Annotated in this window: 6 protein-coding genes; 1 reads left to right on the top strand and 5 read right to left on the bottom strand. The window is 73.1% G+C overall.

Translation table 11 applies throughout. The annotated features are described in order from the left end of the window. Positions 1 to 58: 58 nt before the first annotated feature. Positions 59 to 550 carry an ATP-binding protein gene (locus tag LWJ43_RS29775; RefSeq protein WP_277336025.1) on the top strand — a complete coding sequence of 164 codons (492 nt, stop codon included), beginning with the start codon at positions 59 to 61 and terminating at the stop codon, positions 548 to 550. Here LWJ43_RS29775 and LWJ43_RS29770 read toward each other — a convergent pair. The 5 genes from LWJ43_RS29770 to LWJ43_RS29750 all read right to left on the bottom strand — a co-directional run bounded on the left by LWJ43_RS29770 (position 537) and on the right by LWJ43_RS29750 (position 19,547). Beyond that, positions 537 to 2,855, bottom strand: coding sequence for an MMPL family transporter (locus LWJ43_RS29770; RefSeq protein ID WP_277335267.1), 2,319 nt, complete (start codon positions 2,853 to 2,855; stop codon positions 537 to 539). The genes LWJ43_RS29775 and LWJ43_RS29770 overlap by 14 nt on opposite strands. Further along, a complete protein-coding gene (locus tag LWJ43_RS29765; protein ID WP_346772004.1) occupies positions 2,852 to 10,687 on the bottom strand; it encodes a beta-ketoacyl synthase N-terminal-like domain-containing protein in 7,836 nt (2,611 codons plus the stop codon). Before LWJ43_RS29765 ends, LWJ43_RS29770 begins: the two co-directional genes overlap by 4 nt. 59 nt (positions 10,688 to 10,746) lie before the next feature. After that, positions 10,747 to 16,707 (bottom strand): type I polyketide synthase, encoded by a 5,961-nt coding sequence (locus LWJ43_RS29760; RefSeq protein WP_277335265.1) that lies wholly within the window; start codon positions 16,705 to 16,707, stop codon positions 10,747 to 10,749. A 71-nt stretch (positions 16,708 to 16,778) separates the two neighbouring features. Then, on the bottom strand, positions 16,779 to 18,359 hold the full coding sequence (locus LWJ43_RS29755) for a PfaD family polyunsaturated fatty acid/polyketide biosynthesis protein (protein ID WP_277335264.1): 1,581 nt from the start codon (positions 18,357 to 18,359) through the stop codon (positions 16,779 to 16,781). Positions 18,360 to 18,428: 69 nt separating this feature from the next. Beyond that, positions 18,429 to 19,547 carry an SDR family oxidoreductase gene (locus LWJ43_RS29750; protein ID WP_346772003.1) on the bottom strand — a complete coding sequence of 373 codons (1,119 nt, stop codon included), beginning with the start codon at positions 19,545 to 19,547 and terminating at the stop codon, positions 18,429 to 18,431. Positions 19,548 to 19,728: the final 181 nt, after the last annotated feature.

Here is a 19,728-nt window from a genome sequence, read left to right as displayed (position 1 = left end):
CGGGTAGACGGCCCGGTGTACGAGCTGCGCGGTGCGGCTGATGTGACGGGGGATGGTCATGGGACTGCTGGCGACAACACACGGGACCGAACAGGGCAGGCCGGGGTCCGGCCCGGCTGTCGTGGCGGACAGCGCCGCGTTCGACATGGACTCGGAGCAGATCTGCCGTGCCCGTGACTTCGTCAGGCAGTTCCTCTCCGACGCGCGTTCGCGGGGCGGCCTGGACGTACCGGCGCGAGCCTCGGACATCGCCCAGCTGGTGGTGAGCGAGCTGGCCACGAATGTCTGCAAGTACGCGCCGGGCCCGTGCCTGCTGGATCTCGAGGTGGACGGCGGCATGCTGGGCATCACGATGTGGGACTCCGGCGCCGTACTGCCCGCGGCGGTCGGGGCCGACCCCGCTCGTGCGGGGCAGCACGGTCTGGAGATCGTTCTCGCGGTCTGCCAGAGCTTCGAGGTGCGCCGCGAGCCCGTGGGCAAGCGCGTCCGTGTGCGCATCTCGCTGCTCGAAGGACAGGACGCCGAACCGGCCGGCCCTACACCCTGGTGACGTCCGGCGGCAGCTCGCCGCTCGTCCGTCCGCCGGGTGACGTGCCGCGAGCACCCGGCACTCCTGGGATCGCCTCGCCCGCCTCGGTCTCCGAGACACCGAATCGGGCGTGCACGCGGCGCAGGGACCGCGGGCACCACCAGTTCGCCCTGCCCGCCAACTTCATGATCGCGGGAACCAGGAGCATTCTCACCAGGGTCGCGTCGAGAACGACCGCGAGGGTGAGCCCCACTCCCAGGAGCTTCAGCGGAGTGAGGGGGGAGGTCGCCATCGCCGCCATCGCGATGGCGAGCACGAGCGCGGCGGCCGTGAACAGCCGGCCGGTCTGCTCCAGTCCGTACGCCACGGCGGAGCCGGTGTCACCCGTCCGGCGGTGCTCCTCCATGATCCGGGACAGCAGGAACATCTCGTAGTCCATCGAGACACCGAAGGCGATGCAGAACATCAGCACGGGCAGCAGCGTGTCCGTGGTGCCGGTGACCAGGAAGTCCCCCACCAGCCACTGCAGGTGGCCGTCCTGGAAGACGTGGACGATCGCCCCGAACGTCGCGGTGAGGCTGAGCAGGTTGAGCAGCACGGCCTTGACCGGCACGAGGATGCTGCCGGTGAAGAGGAACAGCAGCGTGAAGATGACGAACACGATGATCGCGGCGGCTGATCCGAGCCGGTCGCCGACCACGGCCCTGGTGTCCGCGAGGGCCGCGGCGTCACCTCCCACGAGCGCGGGACCCGGGGCCGGCACCGCCCTTAGTGCGCGGACGAGTTCGCCGCCTTCCACGGAGAACGGCTCGGCGTCGGTGACGACCGAGAGCCATCCGCCCGCATGCCCCGAGAAGCGTGCGGACGCCGCTGCCGGAGGGGCCGACTGCCGCCCTCCGGCGTAGGAACCCGTCGCGGTGTCCACCCTGAGCACGTGGGAGGCCCGGGAGACCTGGCGGGCGTAGTCGTCGAGGCTCCTCGACGGCGTACCCGTGAGCCCGGGCAGCACGATGTTCGCCATGGACGTCGCCTGGGTGCCGAAGTCGTCGCGCATCACGTCGGTGGCCCGGTGCACGGGTGAGGCGGCACCGAGCGCGCGGTCGTCCGAGAGACCGAACTCGACGCGCTGGAAGGGAATCGCCAGGCACAGCAGCACCGGAACCACCAGGACGACGGTGAGGACCGGCCGGCGCATCACCGTCCGGGCGGTGCGGTGGAAGAGTCCTCGTCCGCCGTCCACACCGGCGGACGGTGACGGGCCACGCCTTCCGACGACCCGGTCACCGGCGACGAGCAGGCACACCGGCAGCACGAGCACGGCGGTCAGCCCTGCCAGGGCCGCGACACTCATGCCCGCGTAGGCCAGGGAGCGCAGGAAGTGGAGCGGGAAGACCAGTAGCGCCGCCATCGACAGCGTGACGGTCAGGGCGGAGAAGAACACGGTCCGGCCCGCCGTGCGCACGCTGACCAGGACCGCCTGTCGGACCTCGCGGCCCGCGGCCAGTTCCTCCCGGTGCCGGGTGATGATGAACAGGCCGTAGTCGATGGCCAGACCGAAGCCCAGCGCCGTGGTCAGGTTGACCGCGAAGACCGACACCTGGGTGAAGCCGGTCAGTGCGTGCAGCAGCGCCAGGGTGCCCACGACTGCGATGCCGCCGACGGACAGTGCGAGCAGGGCACTCAGCATGTTGCCGAAGATCCACACGAGGATGAGCAGGACGAGAGGTGCCGCGATCAGCTCCGCGCGTACGAGGTCGTGCCGGCTCTGTCTCTCCAGGTCGCGCTTCGCCACCGCCCGCCCGGCGGCCGACGCCTTCAGCGGTGCCGCACCGGTGGCGGTCTCCCGGCGGATGTCCTCGGCGGCCGCTGTGGTCGCGTGTTCACCGCCGCGCAGTCGCAGGCTGATGAGCGCGGTGCGCCGGTCGCGGGAGACCAGCGCCGGGTCGCCTTCCGGCCAGTACGAGTCGAGGTGCCGCACGCGTGTGTCGTGACGGAGCCGCTCGGTCAGCCGTCGGCCGGCGGCGGCGGCCTGCGGCTCGTCGACGGAGCCCGGCGCGCCGACGAGCAGGACCAGGTCGGGGCTCCCCGACCGGAAGTGCTCGCGCAGCAGCGAGTCCGCACGCGCGGAATCGGAGTCGTCGGGCGTCCATCCGCCACCGGAGAGCTTCCCGAACACGCCCACCCCGACGACTCCGAGACAGATCGTCACCAGCACGGTCAGCGCGAGGAACGCGTACCGCCACCTCGACAGCAGGTGCACCAGGCGTTCGGGGCGTGTCGTCGGCGGGACGGCCGGAGCGGCGGTGTCGTGCGGTGTTCCGGTCATCGCTCACCGCCGGAGCGGACGGTGACCTCGTCGCCGCTGCGGACGACCAGGACGTGGTGGAGCTGCCCGGACGCGGTGCGTGCGGACCGCAGGTCCTCGCTCACGTCCACGGTGCACGGGTGGACGCCGGCCAGGCGGCCGACGTGGTCCTTGACCGCGATGACCTCCAGATGGTCCCTTCCCCTGGAGCCCGGCGGCAGGCCCATGGCCGCGGCGACCGAGCCCCTGAGCCAGTCCACCTCGTCGATCTCGTCGGCGAGGATCACCGTGACGCCGTCGGTGCGCCTGCACAGGCCCACTCCCGCCCCGGCGCCACGACGGGTCAGGAAGTCCCGGCGTTCGACGAGCGAGGCGCCCGCGAAGGGACCGACCGGCAGCAGGATGTTCACCAGCCGCAGTGCGGCGGCGACCCGGCCGTCCACGCACATCTGGATGTCGACCGCCGACATGGGCCGGGGACTCACCCCGTCGGAGACGAAACCGGCGAACCTCGCCTCGATCTCGACCCGGCCCGTTTCCGGAGGCTCCTCGAACAGCTCCAGTCCGACCAGCCTCAGGGGGTAGCCGACGACGTCCTTACCGATCTCCGGCGACCACCGCCACAGGCCGGCGGACGGAATCACCTGGAGGAGGGCGTCCATCAGCCCCTGGTTCAGGCATCCCCTCGGCACCGCGCCACGGGAGAGGTCGGCGACTCCGGAGGATCCCGCCGTCCCGACGGCCAGCGACGTCAGGTACTGGAACACCGGTCCGTGGAACAGCTCGGCCGAGGCGTACGGATCCGGCTGCACGACGGCGTCGTGCAGCGAAGCGAAACGCTCGGGACGGTGATCCGGCCGGTCACCCGTCGGCACGGTGCCGGTGGCCACCTCCTCGAAGCGGGACAACGCCGGCGTGGCCGCCTCCCGCCACGTCAGCAGCTTCACCTCCAGCCCTGCCGCCGTGTCGGCCACCTCCGTCCGCAGCCGGACCGGGCCGGCGAGCGGGATCCAGCGCCGGAGCCGGACGTCGCGTACGGCGGCCACGGGGCGGCCGGTGTGATCGGCCGCGGCCTGCGCGAGCCGGTCGACGACGGACATCATCGGCAGCGCGGGGACCGTGAAGGTCGGACAGTGGTCGCGGGTCCAGGTGTCGACGTCGGGATCGATAGTCCACTCCGTCACCCCTGGCGGAGTCACCCCTGGCGAAGTGCCCCCCGGCGGAGTGACCCCTGACGAAGTCACCCCTGACGAGTGGCCGCCGACCGGGTTTTTCCCTGATGCGCCGTCAGTGATCGCACGGCCGAAGGGCGTTCCGACCCCGTCCGGTCCGGCGTCGAGCGCCCCCCGGACGTCCTGCGCGGACACGACACGGACACCGAGTCCGCGGGCGTGGTAGAGGCAGACGTCGTCCCCCCAGAGCCGGGCCTCGGCGACCGCGTACGGGCCACGTGCGTCCTCCGCGATCTCGGTGATCTCCAGATCGATCCTGATGAGGGCGTTGCCCGGCGTGATCTGCCCGCGGTACTTCCAGGTCACCTCGCGGTCCGGCAGGACCGGTTCGAACCGGGGACGGGGGACGCCGGCCGTGAGACCCCGCTCGATCAGACAGAACTGGAGCAGCTGGCACATGGCCTCGATGCCGAGCGAGCCGGGCTGGACCGGGTCCTGGAAGAAGTGCGCCTTGAAGAACCACTCACCGGCGTCGACGTCCTTCTCCGAACGGATCCGCCCCAGTCCCTCACGTCCGCCCTCGGGCCAGTAGCCCGTGATCCTGTCGATCATCAGCAGCATCGGGCCGGGGAGCGCCGCCGCGCCGGCGAAGTAGCGGGCCGGGCCCGTCGTGAGGTCCACCGTGCGCTCGCAAGGCTCCTCCAGCGCGGCACGACCGCCCTCCGGGACGGGCAGCCCGGTCTGGTGGTCGAAGGCCGACGGCGGGAAGAACCCGAACACCGTGGACAGTTCGAAGACCTGGACGTCGTCGGCGAAGCACCGGACCTCGAACGCCACGATGATCATCCCCGCGGTCCGCGAGAGCGAGGTCAGCTCGGCCTCGGTACGCACGGTCCGGGTGGACGGCGTGATCTCACCGGTGACCGTCCCCCTCCCGTCGAGGTTACGGAAGAGCAGATCGGTGTCGGTGGTCAGCGGACAGCCCACGTAGGCGGCCAGCCAGCCGCACGGTTGCAGAGCGGTCTCCATGAGCACCGCGAACGGCATGGTCCGCCCCCCGCTCTGCTCGAAGTACCAGACCGCGTCGGGTACGTCGTACTCGACGGCGACCCGGCTGCCCTGCTCCATGCCGCGCTGCGGACCGTGCACCGAGACGACGCGGGTCATGAAGTGGTACGGCGGCCCGGGCAGCCGCGCGATCCTGCGCGTGCCGTCGAAGATCTGGGCGGCTGCGCCGAACGCGTCGCTCGGCCTCCCCCACGCGCAGGCCAGCAAGGACGGGTAGTCGAGCACGAGTCCGTCGGCCCGCACCGCCGTACCGGGCTCGCGATGGCCGACGAGCCCGCCGAGAAGGGCCGGCGGCACCGGGGTTCCGTTCGTCTGCTCCCGGTGTCCGCCGAGCTGCCGCCAGTGCGAGAGGGGCCAGTCCGGCACAAGCCGGAGTGAGGCGTTCCTGCCGTGGAAGGCCTTGACCCCGTCGACGGTGCCGAGGATGTCGGCGTACAGCGTCGGCTCGGGGCCGGACGAGACCCCGTGCACGAACACCTCGTACACGATCCGCCGGCTGGCGGGAGTCGCCTGCCCGCGGCAGTGGGCGGTGCAGGGACGGCCGGCGACCGGCTCGAAGCGCCAGCCGTCCCGGGCGGCGGTGAAACCGAGGGCGGCCAGATGAAAGGCCATCGCCTGCAGACCGGCCTGGAGCATGAGGGTCCCCGGCATGCACGGGTCGTTCTCGAAGTGCCCGTCGAAGAACCAGTCGTCCGGCCGGACGGGGGTCTCCGCACGGAGGTAGCCGCGGCCCCACGGCCCTCCCGCCGGGTCGAACTCGGTGACCTCGTGCAGGAGCAGCAGCCGTCCGCCGTCCGGCCGGGCCGGGCGCACGTGTGACCGGGTGATGTCCCAGCCCGGTCCGAAGCAGTCCGCCGGCCGTCCGTCCGCGAAGGCCCGTACCTGTTCGGCGGTGAAGGAGGACCGTGTGCAGTGCACCGCGGGGGCGTCGAGCGGCAGGTCCGGAGCCGCTGAGGAGGTTGCGGGGTCCCAGCGGACGCCGTCGGTGTCGTCGAGTTCCGCCGCGGTGAAGAAGCCCGCCTGTCCGTCCCGGACACTCAGCCGGAGTTCGTCGCCGACGAAGCAGTCGTAGCGGAAGAAGAACAGGCGGACGCCGCCGTGCCGGGCGTGCCGGTCGATGTGGATCTCGTACCGCAGGGTCTCACCCGCCAGGGGCGGACTGCCGTGGTAGGTCAGTTCGCAGCCGAGCAGCCTGTAGGCCCGCTCCCCGCGGTTGAGCAGGTCGATCCCGAGCCAGCTGATCAGCAGCAGGTCGGCCTGCCCCGCCTCGACCATCAGGCCTGCCGGCATGCGCCCGGTGGGGTCGAGGTACCAGCTGTCGAGTCGGACGTCGGTCTCTGTACGGATGGTTCCGGTGGCGTGTTCCGGGCCGAGTTCGGCCAGGGCCGCGGGGACGGCGTCGATGCCGGTGACCCGGTCGGCGAGCAGCATCGGCGGGCCGGGCATCCTGGTCTGCGGCTCGTACGCGTCCTGCTCGGCGAACCTGGGTCCGAACAGTGCGGAGACGGGCCCCGTGGCGAGGTGTTCCAACTGCGCCCGGTCGAACACGGTCACCGGCGGGGGGCCGCCGGTCCGCCCGCTGCCGACGGTGGGGGGCGGCGGCGCGACAGGCGGCGGGAGCGGTCCGGACGGGGGCGACGCCGTCGCCGCGTGGACGAGCGCGGTGGTGAGTCCGGCCCTGGTCCGCAGGAACGTCAGGTGCGCCTGGAGGTGGAGGGCGAGGACGTCCTGGTGCAGCGCGGTCACGCGCCGGGCCTGCTGTGCGACCAGCGTGCGCAGGTCCGTCGCACGCGGTACTTCGTCGGCGAGGGGGGCGACAGGCCCCGCGACGGGACCGGCGTTCACAGGCACAGGCACCGGCACCGGCACCGGCACCGGCACCGGCACCAGCTGAGGGGCCCTGGCCATGGTGACCACCGGTCGTGCGGGTGGCGGCGAGCTGAGCGGCGGCAAGCTGATCTCCCGGCGGGCAGGGACGGTGAAGGTGGGCACGTCCTGCGTCTGGGGCGGCGCGGCGGCCCGGAGTTGCGCGAAGAGGGCCTCGGCGCGGACGGGTACGCCGGCGGCGACGAGTTCCACCACGGCGAGGTGCAGCTGCCGCAGACCCCTGCCCTCGCCGTCGAGCGCGACGGCCACGTGCGCGCGGTCGCCGAGGGTCCGTCTGATCCATCCCGTGCACAGGCCGCGTGGTCCGTGCTCGACGAACACGCGGACGCCGTCCGCCCAGGCCCGTTCGACCGTTCCCGCGAAGTCGACGGTGCCCATGCCCTGGGCCGTGACGGCGTCGGCGGCGCGCTCGGCCGTCGGGGTGTACGCCCGCGTGGTCGCCCCGCTGTAGAACCGCACCCCGGGCACGGCGTCGGTGGGGCGGTGGTGGAGGTTCCACCAGCGGTCGCGCACCTCGGACAGTTCGGGGGCGTGGGCTGCGAGGTCGTAGTCGACCGGAATGGCGTGAGCGGTCCCGAGCCGTGCCATGACACGGGCGCACGCCTGTGCTTCGCCGCCGACCACACAGACGTCGGGGGCGTTGACCGCCATCAGGTGGACGGCGCGCTCGTCCGCGATCTCCCCGCGGACCCGGTCGAGGGGTGCGGTGACGAGGTAGCTCGCCCACCGGTCACCGTCCACGCCGAGCCGCTCCCAGACGCGGCGTACTCCTCTCATTTCACCGGTGAGTTCGCTGGTGAACAGGCCGCTCTCCCGGGTGTCCCGGTGCAGGGCCTCGGCGTCGCTCCAGGCTCCCAGGCCCACCAGGGCCGCCGACTCCCCGGACGAGTAGCCGACCGCGGCGTCGGGGCTCAGCCCGAGAAGGCCCCGCGTCAGTTCGACGTGGACGGCGGCCAGCCGGGCCGCCCCCCAGATCCGGTCGAGCACCGGCTGTCCGGCATCGGGCTCCGGCCGCGGGGTGGCCTTCCCGTGCGCGACGGCTGCCGCGTCGGCGAGTGCGGGCAGGGCCAGCTGGACCTCGCGGCCCATGCCGGGGTACGCGGCAGACCCGTTGGTGAACACGAAGGCGACCTCGCCGCCCACCGGTCCGGACCGGTAGGCCGCGCCGGGCGGTTTGATCCCGCCCTCGACGAGCCAGCGGCGTACGGCCTCACGCTGCGCCCGTGGGTCGCCGTCGGACACGAAGGCCAGCCTGGCGGGTCCTTCACCGGACTCGGTACCTGACTCGGTACCGGCCTCGAGGGCGGCCAGGACCTCGTGACGGTCGCGTCCGGAGAACACGTGCAGCCGCGGCGCCGGTCCGGCTGCCCAGGCCCCGGCGTCCGCGGCCCGCAGCCGCACCCCCGTCGGAGGCGCCTCCAGCGGTGACACGACCACGTGCGCGGTGCGCGGGCCCGGTCCGGCGACCGCCGGGCCTCCCGCCCGCGGCAGCGCGCGGTGCCGCAGGACGGTCACGGCGACAGCGAGGGCCAGCAGCCCGTGGGCGGCATGGGCCCGGCCGAACAGTCCGGCCGGGTCGAAGTCCGTGTCGTCACCGTCGCCGATCACCAGGTCGGGCTCTCCGGTGGCTCCGTCGTCGAGGAGTGCGAGGACGGTGTCGCCGTCCCGGCGGGCGTCGGCGAGGCGTTTGAGTACTACCGCGACGGCGCCGTCCCCGGCCGGGGCGTCTCGTCCGAGCTCCCGAAGTGCGGCCCGGTGAACCGGTTCGCAGGAGAGGTCGACGGCGCCGACGAGCGCGGCGTCGGCCTCCCCGGCGCGGATCGCGCGCGCGGCGAGGCCGAGTGCGACCAGCCCCGAAGCCTCCTCGGCCGAGACGGTGCAGCCGGGTCCGCCGAGATCGAGCTGTGTGTTGATCCGGTTGGCCACGAGGTTGGGCAGAGTGCCCACGACACGCTCCGTGTCCATGGGGGCGGAGAAGGCGTCCCGGACGCGTTCGGCCGTTCCCGCGTCGGCGGGCCCGCCTGTCTCCTCCAGCCAGGAAGGGGCCCTCCAGCGTGCGGTGGCACGGGCGTTCTCCGTGTCCACCCCGGCTCCGACGAGGACCATGGTCCGTTCGCGCGGCAGGGTCACGTTCCGGGCGGCCTCCCGTGCGGCTTCGAGCATCAGGATCTGCTGGGGCAGCGCCCGCCCGACCGCCAGGGGCGGGAAGCACAGACCGGGAAGAGCCACATCGATGTCCGTGGCCGGACCGCTCGTACCGCGCGTGCCGCTCGGACCGCTCGTGCCGCCGTCGAGTACCGCGCGCCGGAAATCCCCGGTGCCGGCTCCCCCACCGGTCCGGACGGCCAGCGCGACGATCGCCAGCGGCTCGGCGGGCGGTCGACGGGTGCGGGGCGCCAGCGTCACGGCGTCCCCCCTGCCGTCCCAGGCGTCGACGACCAGATGGGCGTTGGCGCCACCGAATCCGAAGGCACTGACCGCGGCCCTGCGGAGACCGGGCCACGGCTCGCTCTCCCCCAGCACCCGCAACGGTGTGCCGTGCAGTGCGGGCAGCTGCTCCTCGGCGGCGAGCGTGGCGGGCCGGATTCCCGCGCGCATCGCCCCGAGCACCTTGAGCAGCCCTCCCATGCCGGCGGAGGCCAGCAGGTGTCCGACGTTGGACTTGACCGAACCGATGGGCACATCCGGGCTGTCCGCGAAGACCCGCCCCATGCTGCGGGCCTCCTCCGCGTCGCCGACGGGGGTTCCCGTCGCGTGGCACTCGACGAGCGAGACGCTGCGGGGTGCGACACCGGCCATGCCGTACGCCTGCAGCATCGCCCGCTCCTGCCCCTCCTGTGCGGGGCTGAGCAGTCCTCTGCCGCGTCCGTCGTTGGACAGCCCGATCCCCCGGACGACTCCCAGGACCGGAGTCCCCCGTGCGAGGGCGTCGCGCAGGCGCATCAGGGCGACGAACCCGGCGCCCTCGCCGGGGAGCAGCCCGTCGGCGTCGCGGTGAAAGGGACGGCTGCGGCCGGTGCGGCTCACCGCGTCGAGGCCGCAGAACCCCACGTGCAGGAACAGGTTGTCGGCGCGGTTGACCGCGCCGGCCACCATGACGTCCGCCGTCCCGTCGTGCAGGCGGTCGCAGGCGAGTTTGACCGCGTACAGGGACGAGGCGCAGGCGGCGTCGAGGGCGAAGGCGCCCGCGCCGAGCCCGAGTGCCCGGGCCGCGAAGTGCGCGGGAAGCCCTGAGGAGAAGCGGTTGCGGGCGTCGGGTCTGTTCCGTGCCGGCCCGTGCAGCAGGGAGGGTGCTCCCTCGGAGAGCCACACGTGCTCGGCGAAGGCCGTCCCCGCGCTTGTCGGGTAGGACAGGTTTCCCAGGACCAGACCCGTGCGGGGCGCCCCCTCCTCGTGTCCGGCCTCCCGCAGCGCCTGCCGGGCGCCGTACAGCACCCAGTGGAACAGCGGGTCCAGGCCGAGGATCTCCTCCGGGGCGACGCGGAACCCCGTCGGGTCGAAGACCGTCCCGAAGTCCCGTACGTAGCCGCCGGCATCGGTCCACGTGCGGTCGAGGTGGTCGTCGACGGTGCCCATGGCCCAGCGGTGCGGCAGTCGCCATCTGCCGTCGGGGACCGGTGAGATGCTGCAGCGGCGTGCGGCGATGTTGTCCCAGAAGGTGTCGGGGTCGAGCGCGTCGGGGAAGACGCACCCCCGGCCGACGACGGCGATCGGGTCGAAGCCCATTACCGGTCTCCTTTCACGGACTCGGACGGTTCCGGGTACACGGAGCGGGGGGATACGGGTCAGGAGGGCCGGCGTACGAGTTCCACGCCGAGGAGCTCGATCCTGGGCGTCCCGTCCGGGTCGATGAGCGCCGCATCGCAGCGCGCCCCCGTCTCGTGCACCTTCACGGCCCGCACCACGCACCGCACGGCGCCCTGGACGGGACCGCGCCGGTGCACCCGGCACTCCGCGACCGCCATCGGCAGGGTCGCGTCCCCGAGCGCCCTGTCCGCCCACAGGAGGGCGAGTTGCAGGGCGCCGTCCGTGGCGGCCGCGTCGAGCTGCCAGTGGTCACCGCCCCAGCCGAGTTCGGTCAGACCGGTCACCGAGGCCTCGGCCCCCTCATCGCCGATCCCGTGCACGGTGCGCAGGGCGTGGAAGCGCGGGCCGTGGAACAGCACCCGGCCGTCGTAGATCACGGTGTGCTCCGGCGCGGTGAGACCCCGCGGTGTGTCCCAGGCCGCCGCCGGCGGGGGGCTCGTCCGGAACTCCATCCGGACGCGGTGGTGCGGTGTGCCGTCCTCGCCTGCGAGTTCGGCTTCCAGGTCCGCGGGAGAGCCGGTCGCCGCCCGGCGGGCGCTCAGGGTGAGCCGATGGCCCGGACCGTCGAGGTGTGGCAGGGCGACCTTGCTGAAGACGCGCAGGTCCGTCAGCACCAGGTGGCCGGAGTCGGGCCGCCAGGCCGCGGCCGCACCTGCGAACCGGTCCAGGGCGACGGCCACGGGCAGGACGGGGACGTCGGCGACGGTGTGGTCGGCGAGGTACGGGCGGGTGTAGGCGTCGACGTGCAGCTGCGCCGCCGCCGGATCATTGCGGGCCGACATGGAGCCGAGGTCGCCCCCGGCCGCGACGACCACCCTGGTGTCGGTGTTCTCGGTGTTCTCGGCGTTCAGCTCGGCGGTGAAGGCCGCGGCGCCCCGCTCGACGGGGATGAGCGGCACACCGGACCGGCCGAAGTGCGCGGCAAGGGCGGGGGTGACCATTCCGCCGTGCCACGGACCCCAGGCGATGGACCGCACCAGGCAGTCCGGCCGCCGGGCTCGCTCGGCGGAGGCCACGTGGTTGAGCACCTCGTTGGCGACGGCGTAGTCGCTCTGCCCGATGTTCCCGAACACCGCGGCCACGGAGGAGAACAGGACGATCGTGTCGAGCGGGTCGCCTTCGGTCGCCGTGAGCAGTGCGCGCAGGCCTCCGACCTTGGTGGCCAGTACCTGGTCGAACTGTTCGTCGGTCTTGTCGGCGATCAGCTTGTCCGCCAGCACTCCGGCGCCGTGCACGATTCCGGTGACCGGGCCCCAGTCGCGGCGTACCTCGTCCAGCGCCGCGCTTACCGCGGCTCCGTCCCGGACGTCCACCGGGATGTAGCGGACCTCTGAGCCGGCGTCCCGGAGGGCGGCGACCGTGGACCGGACCTCGCGGGCCGCGAGGATCCTCCGGGCCTCGGCCCCGATCCCCGCCGGGGTGGACCCGTCGGAGCGTTCGGCGAGGGCTCGGGTGAGCGCGGGCTCGTCGGCCGCCGCCGCCAGGCCCTGGGGGTCCTCGGTGGGCTCGGTGCGGCCCAGGAGCACGATGCGGGGCCGGTGGGCCCTGGCGAGGTCGAGGAGCGCCGCAGCGGTCACCCCGCGGGCTCCGCCGGTGGCCACGACGACGGAGTCCGGGCAGATGCTCGTGGCCGGGCCGGGCACCGCGGGGGCCAGGGTCGCGACCGGGGTGGTGCGGGTGCCGTCCGCGCGCAGGCCGACCTCCGCCGCGGGACCGCCGTCGAGCAGTTCCCCGACGACGGCCTCGGCGACGGCGTCCGCGTCACGTTCCCCGCGCTCGCAGTCGATCGCCTTGACGGTGGCCGCCGTCCACTCCTTGGCAGCGGTCCTGGCCAGGGCGGCGATGCCGCCGAGCCAGGCCCGTTCCGGCCTGCTGCCACGGAGCCCGAAGTCGCCGCCGGTGTCCTGCACGGTGACGAACACCCCGCCCCCGGCGGTGAAGTGCGGCGCGATCGACCTCATGGCGACGAAGACGTCCCGCTGCACCCGCATCGCGGTCTCGGGCGAACCGGCCGGTCCGAGACCGCCGAGGTGCACGACGGCCCGCGCGTCCTCGGGGGCGCGGGGGACGACGGTCGCCGGGAAGCCGCGGCCGGTCAGTCGCGCCGCCACCCTCTCCGCGATTCCGAGGCCGTCGTCGGTCACGGCGATCGGCTCGTCGCCGAGGCCTGCCAGGGTCAGTCCCGGCGCCGGGGTGGCGACCGTGCGCACGGCGAGCCGACCGGGTTCCGCCGACGGGGCGGGCTCCTGCCGGGGCGTGGGGATCGCGTCGTCCGCGACGGACACGCCCGCGCCGGCGGTGGCGGCGGGAGCGGTCGCGGGATCGGCCGGAGCTGCGGGAGCGGCGGTCGTGGCGGTGAACGCGTCGACGATCTGCCGCAGCGTACGGAGTTTCAGGAGCTCTCCGACCTGGCCCTCCTCGTGTCCGCCGACCCGCTCCCGCATGGCGGAGAGGATCTCCACCCGCTTGATGGAGTCCACCCCCAGATCGGACTCCAGCTCCATGTCCACGTTCAGCATCGCGACCGGGTATCCCGTCCGCTCCGCCACCACGGACAGCAGCAGTTCCTCGAAGTCCTCGACGGACATGTCCTGAGGCGCGGCGGGCGCAGGCGGCGCCGGTGCGGTCGCCTCCGGAAGCACGACCGGGTCGGCGTACGTCACCCGCGTCGGGGCGGGTACGGCGGCCACGGGAGGCGCCGGGGGCATAGGGGCGGCGTACGCGGCCGGCAAGGCCGGCGCGGTGGTCTCGGGAAGGAGGGGCGGGGCGGGCGGCGCGACCGGGGCCCCCGTGGGCGTGCCGGCCTGCGCGCCCAGCATCGCGCCGAAGGTCGTCCCGGTCATCTGCAGGAACGCCATGTGGCTGTCGACCAGCATGCGCTGGCAGGCCTCGTGGGCCTGTGCCGTGTAGCGCTGCGCGTTGTCGATCACGGTGAGCCAGTCGGCGTTCGCGCCCGTCGCGACGGGCGCCCAGGCCGCGGGAGCGGGGGCCGGAACGGTGCGGGTGGTGGGCGCGGGTCCGACGGCGGCCGGGGCGGGGGCCGGAGCCGGGATGTGTGCGGCGGGCGGGGGCCTTTCGGGTGCGCGGGGCGGGTTCGGCGGGGGCAGTGCCGCGGCTCCTCCGGCGGGCGGGTAGACCCTGCCCTGGTTCCTGCCGTTGATCTGCACGGTCATCCTGGGCTTGCGCTCCTCGGCTGCTGCTGCGGGCGGCGCGTAGGGCGCCCACATGTGGTCGTGGTCGAGCGGGACGCCCCGGACGGCCAGCCGGCCGGTCGCGTCCTGCAGGGAGGTGATTCCGTTGCGGCCCCTGCGGTCCAGGCCGACGGCGAGGTGTTCCCGGTCACCGAGGATCTGCGTGACGAGTCCGGTGAGCGTGTCGCCGGGGCCGACCTCGACGAACGTCCGTACTCCCGCTGCGTACATCGCCTCGATCCCGTCGCTGAAGAGCACGGGAGACGCGAGGTGGGCGGCGATCCTGCCGCGGATCTCCTCGGGTTCGGTCGGGTACACCGCGGCGTCGGCGTTCCCGTAGACGTCGATGAGGGGCTCGGCGACGGTGATCCCGCGCAGGTGGGCGAGCAGCGGTTCGCTCGCGGGGGCGACGACCGGGCTGTGGAAGGCGGTCGCTGCCTCCAGACGCCGGGTGGTGATCCCCTCGGCGGCGAGTCTCCGCTCGACGGCCTCGACCGCCTCCGAGACTCCTGAGACCACGGTCTGGGCGGGAGCGTTGTGGTTGGCCACCCAGACGTCGGAGGCGTCGCAGCCCGCGATCACCTCCTCGGTCCGGGTCCGTCCGGCCGCCACGGCGAGCATGGCCCCGGGCGCCGCCGCCGCCTCGCGCATGAGCTCTCCGCGCCGACGGGCGAGGCCCACCAGCGCATCGGCCTCCAGGGCGCCCGCCGCGTGCAGCGCCACCAGTTCGCCGAAGCTGTGACCGGCCACGCAGTCCGGCCGCAGACCGAGACCCCGCAGCACCTCCACGAGAGCGAGGCTGTGGACCGCCAGCGCGGGCTGCGCCCACTCGGTCCGGGTCAGCAGGGCCTGCTGACCGGCCCGTTCGTCGTCGCTGAAGGCCGGAGGTGGGAACACCACGCGATGCAGCTCGCGACGGCCGAACTCCGTGGTTCCCAGCCGGTCCCACACCGCCTGGGCCGCCGGCGACAGCATCGCCACGTCCGCGCCCATGCCGACGTACTGGGCGCCCTGGCCCGGGAAGAGGAACCCGATCCGGCCGACCGTCGCGGGACCGGTGGCGTAGTGGACGCCGGTCGGCGTGGAGAAGCTCGTGTCCGGCTGCCGGCCGATCGACGCGAATGCCTGCTCCAGCTTGTCCGACAGGTCGTCGTGGTGTGCCGCGACGACCGCGAGGCGTACGGAGTCGTCCGCGCGGAAGTCCTGCTGGCTCCGCCGCGCGATCTCGGACAGCGGGCGGTCGGTGTCGAGGCGTCGCTCCACGAGGGTGGCCGCCGACGGAGCGCTGAGGAGCACCAGTTCGGTGGGGGCGGTCCGCGTGCGCCAGGCCGAACGTGCCTCGGCCCCGGCGGAGGGCGTGTACTCCTCCAGGGTGACGTGGAAGTTGCTGCCGCCGAAGCCGAAGCTGGACACGGCTGCCCGCCGCGGCCGGTCCGGCGGGTGTACCCAGGGACGCGGCAGGGTGTTCAGGTAGAACGGGCTGTCGTCTATGCCCATCGCGGGGTCGGGCCGGTCCACCTTGATCATCGGCGGGAGGACCTTGTGGTGCAGGGCGAGGACGCTCTTGAGGAGGCCGACGGCTCCGGCGGCGCCCTTGGTGTGGCCGATCTGCGACTTCACCGAGCCGAGGGCGCACCACTGCACGTCCTGCCGGCCGGACTCCTCGAACACCTGCCGCAGCGCCGCGAACTCCGCGGCGTCCCCCGCCCTGGTTCCGGTGCCGTGCGCCTCGACCAGTCCGACGGTCTCGGGGCCGTAGCCGGCGTCCTCGTACGTGCGTCGCAGGGCGCGCGCCTGCCCTTCGGGCACCGGCGCGTAGATCGCACCGCTCCTGCCGTCCGACGAGGTGCCGATCCCGCGGATGACGGCGTAGACCCGGTCACCGGCGCGTTCGGCGTCGGCGAGCCGCTTCAACGCGTACATGGCGATGCCCTCGCCGAGCATGGTGCCGTCGGCCGCGTCCGAGAAGGGACGGCAGTCGCCACTGGGTGACAGGGCGGGCGTCTTGGAGAAGCACATGAAGGTGCCGGCGTCGTTCGAGGCGTCCACCCCTCCGCCGATGACCAGGTCGGCCCGGCCGAGGGAGAGTTCGCTCACCGCCGTCGAGAGGGCCGCGAAGGAACTCGCGCATGCCGCGTCCGTGACGTGGTTGGTGCCGTGCAGGTCGAAGCGGTTCGCGATCCGGCCGGCGATGACGTTGCCGAGCATCCCGGGGAACGTCGACTCCTGCCACGGGGCGTAGTGGCCGGTGATGCTGTCGCAGACGGCCTGCGCCTCGTCCTCGGGGATCCCGTTCTCCCGGAGGGCCTTGAGCCAGACCGGGCGCTGGATCCGCGCGGTCATGTGGGTCAGCAGTTCCGTGGCACCCGCCCCGAGGATCACGGAGACACGGTCGCGGTCGGTCCCACCGACTCCGCCGATGTCGGTGAGGACCTGCTCGGCGACGGTGAGCGCGAGGAGTTGCACGGTGTCGGTGGAGGCGAGGGAGTTCGGGAGGATGCCGAAGGCCATCGGGTCGAACCCGACGCCGGACAGGAAGGCCCCTCTGCGGGCGTAGGTCTTGTCGGGCGCCGTCGGGTCGGGGTCGTAGTGGTCCTCTACCAGCCAGCGGGTGGCGGGTACCTCGGTCATCAGGTCACGGCCGTTCACGACCGTGCGCCAGAAGCCGTCGGCACCGTGCTCGCCGGGCATGAGGGCGCCGATACCGACCACGGCGATCGGGACCTGTCGGGGACGGGAGGCGGACATGCTCTCCACTTCCTTGCTGTTCGGTGCGGGACGCGTCCTCCGCTGTCGGGCGAAGGGCGTGCGGAGTTCGGTCAGGCGAGGCGGCACGGGGTGAAGGCGGACGCCGAGGGCGGCACCGGCACGCCGTAGGTGCGGAGCTGGTGCGCGCGGGTGGCCACGGCGGCGCCTTCGAGCAGGTTGAGCGCGATCTGCACCACGGTGCGCTCGGCGGGGTCCGCCAGAAAGCTGTCCGCGGTCCACCGGTTGAAGGCGCCCATGGCGGGACCGCACCAGATCTGGTAGTCACCGCGCCGGGCGGAGTCCCCGGTGATCGCCCAACGGCTGGAGTTCCCCAGGTACCAGCGGAAGACCAGGGCCATGCGGTGCCGCGGGTCCCGCTCCGCGCGGTCCGCCTCCGAAGGGTCGCGCTCCTGCCAGAAGCGCCGTGTCAGCGCCCACACCTCGTCGACCGGGGCCCGGAACACGTCCCGTTCGAGCTTGGTGCGCAGTTGCGTCGGCAACGCCTCCAGAGAGGGGTGGGCCCGGTACGCCTCGTAGAGGTGACCGGCCCGCTGGGCGAACAGGGTTCCCCGGCGCAGGACCTGGAGCCTGACGCCCGCCTCGAACATGTCGGCGGAGGGGGCCATGATCACATCTGCGATGTCGGCTTCGGCCAGCATCGCCTTCGCGTCGTCCGAGAGGCCGGCTTCCACGGCGACCTGGTTCACCGACCCCGTCACGACGTACTCCGCGCCGAGAGCGAAGGCGGCCGCCACCCCGTCCGGAGTGCCCAGCCCGCCGGCGGCTCCGATCCTGACCGCCCGGGTGTATCCGAAGTGCCGGGCGGTCTCCTCCCGCAGGCCGAGGATCCGCGGCAGCAGGGCGGCCAGGGGCCGGTTGTCGGTGTGGCCGCCGCTGTCGGCCTCCACCGTGAGGTCCTCGGCCACGGGTACCCGGACGGCCAGCGCGGCTTCCTCCGCGGTGAGTTCTCCGCTCTCGACCAGGGGGCGGAGCAGGCCGGGCGGCGCCGGCGAGAGGAAGCGTGCGGCGACCTCGGGCCGTGACACCTTGGCGAAGATCCTCGTGCGCCGCAGGATCCGGCCGTCGGGGTCGCTGCGTAGCCCCGCGGCCGAGCACAGCACCACGGCCGGGGTGAGGTCCATGTAGGCCGACGCGGAGACGCAGGGGACGGAGTGGCGCAGCAGCAGCCGGGCCACGCGGTGCTCCAGACCGGGCTCGTTCGGCGAATGGATCAGGTTCACACCCCAGTTCGGCATTCCGCCGAGCTCCGCGGCGAGTTCACGCACCGCGGTCTCGACCTCGGTGAGACCGAGTCCGCCGGCGCCGAAGAACCCGAGCATCTCGGCCCGCGCCATCGCGACGACCATGCGGGTCGTGGCGATGCCGTTCGCCATCTCCCCTGCGACGTACGGGAAGCGGACACCGTGGGCCTCGCAGAAGGTCCGTCCTCCCAGCCACTCCGGATACAGCGGGGGCAGCGTGCCGACGACGTCGCCCGGGGGCCTGGGCCCCGTCACCAGGCCCAGTTCCCGGCCGGTGGGTCCGGTGACGATGTGCGCGTGGTCCCGGATCTGCCGGACGCTGGCCGCGATCCGTTCCGGGGCGAAGGCTGAGGCGGTGACGGTCCCGTCGGGGCGTGCCAGTACGGACAAGGGTGGGTCTCCCATCAGGAGCAGGTGCGAACCGCGTGTCGGGGGTGCGGGGAAGCGCGGCGGTGCGGCTCAGCGTGCTCCGGTGGTGGAGCCGGTCCGGCTCGTGGTGATCCCGGACGTCAGGTAGTCGAGGTCGACGCGGACGCCCGACGAGTACGGGCCGAGCAGGGTGCGCACGCGGGTGTCGTCGAAACGACGCCGGTGGCTCAGATAGGGCGTGAACCCCGGGTAGAGGTCCACGGCTGCCTCCAGCCGGGCCGGGTCGTCCGGCCGCTTCCCGACGAGCCGCACCTTGACCGGCGCGATCCGCTCCACCAGGGCGGTGAGGACCGTGGTCGCGACGTCGTGGTCGTGGACGACGTGGTAGGTGTCGGCCAGCCCCGAGGGTGGCCGGCTCGCCAGCCGGACCATGACGGCGGCGGCGTGCTCCACCGGCATCAGGTTGAGGTGGCCCCGGGGGTCGCCCGCCAGCCGCACGACCGGACGTCGCCACTCGGGCACGTCCTTGCCGCCGAGCCCGCCGCCACGTGCCGAGGACTCCACGATCCGGGAGAGGAACTGCAGGGGGTGCGCGGGGAGTTCAGGACTCGGTGGCAGGTCCGTGACCAGGACGCCCGGCCGCATGACGACGACCGGCCGCCTGTGGCGCCTCGACCAGTCGCGCACCAGGACCTCTGCTTCGTACTTGGACCGCTCGTAACCGTTCTCGAAGCCGTGGGCGTCGTCCAGCTCGTCCTCGTAGACGACGCCGTCCCGTCGCGCACCGCCCACGAAGGCGGTGCCGATGTGGACGACGAGCGGCCGACGGGCCCCGGCGGCGGCCAACTCCAGGACGTGCCGGGTGCCTTCGACATTGGTCCGGCGAAGACTGCCGAGATCGTCGTCCAGATTGATGTTTCCCGCGCTGTGCCAGATCACGTCCAGCTCGTCCGCGAGACGCCGGTACTCGGCGGAGGGCAGTCCCAGTTCAGGCCGGCACAGGTCGACTTCCACGACGCGAAGCCGGGTGGGAAGCTCGGCGATCAGCCCGGCGGGCGCTCCGCCCAGCTCCATGAAGCGCGTGATCCGCCCCAGCGCACCGCCGGACCCGGCATGCCCGAGGACTGTCAACGAGGGCTGCTGTTCGAGCAGTTCGCGAACAAGGCGCAGCCCCAGGAAGCCGGTGGCCCCGGTAAGAGCGACTCGCACTTTTCAGTAGCTCCAGAGTTCAGAGATCGGACAACCGGTCGCCCTTCCGGGAACCGTGGAACGCGTGAAGTCGCCCGAAATCCCCCCGGCCGGTCTTCCGCCATGGACAACCACCGACACCCGGGCCGGGAAACGGCAGGACGGGCGGGTTCACCTAATTTCACCCGATCGGCCCCGCGAA

Source organism: Streptomyces sp. JH34 (genome assembly GCF_029428875.1).
Classification (GTDB): Bacteria; Actinomycetota; Actinomycetes; order Streptomycetales; family Streptomycetaceae; genus Streptomyces.
Note: the sequence above shows the minus strand (reverse complement) of the source record. Positions and strands in the feature narration are given on the sequence as shown.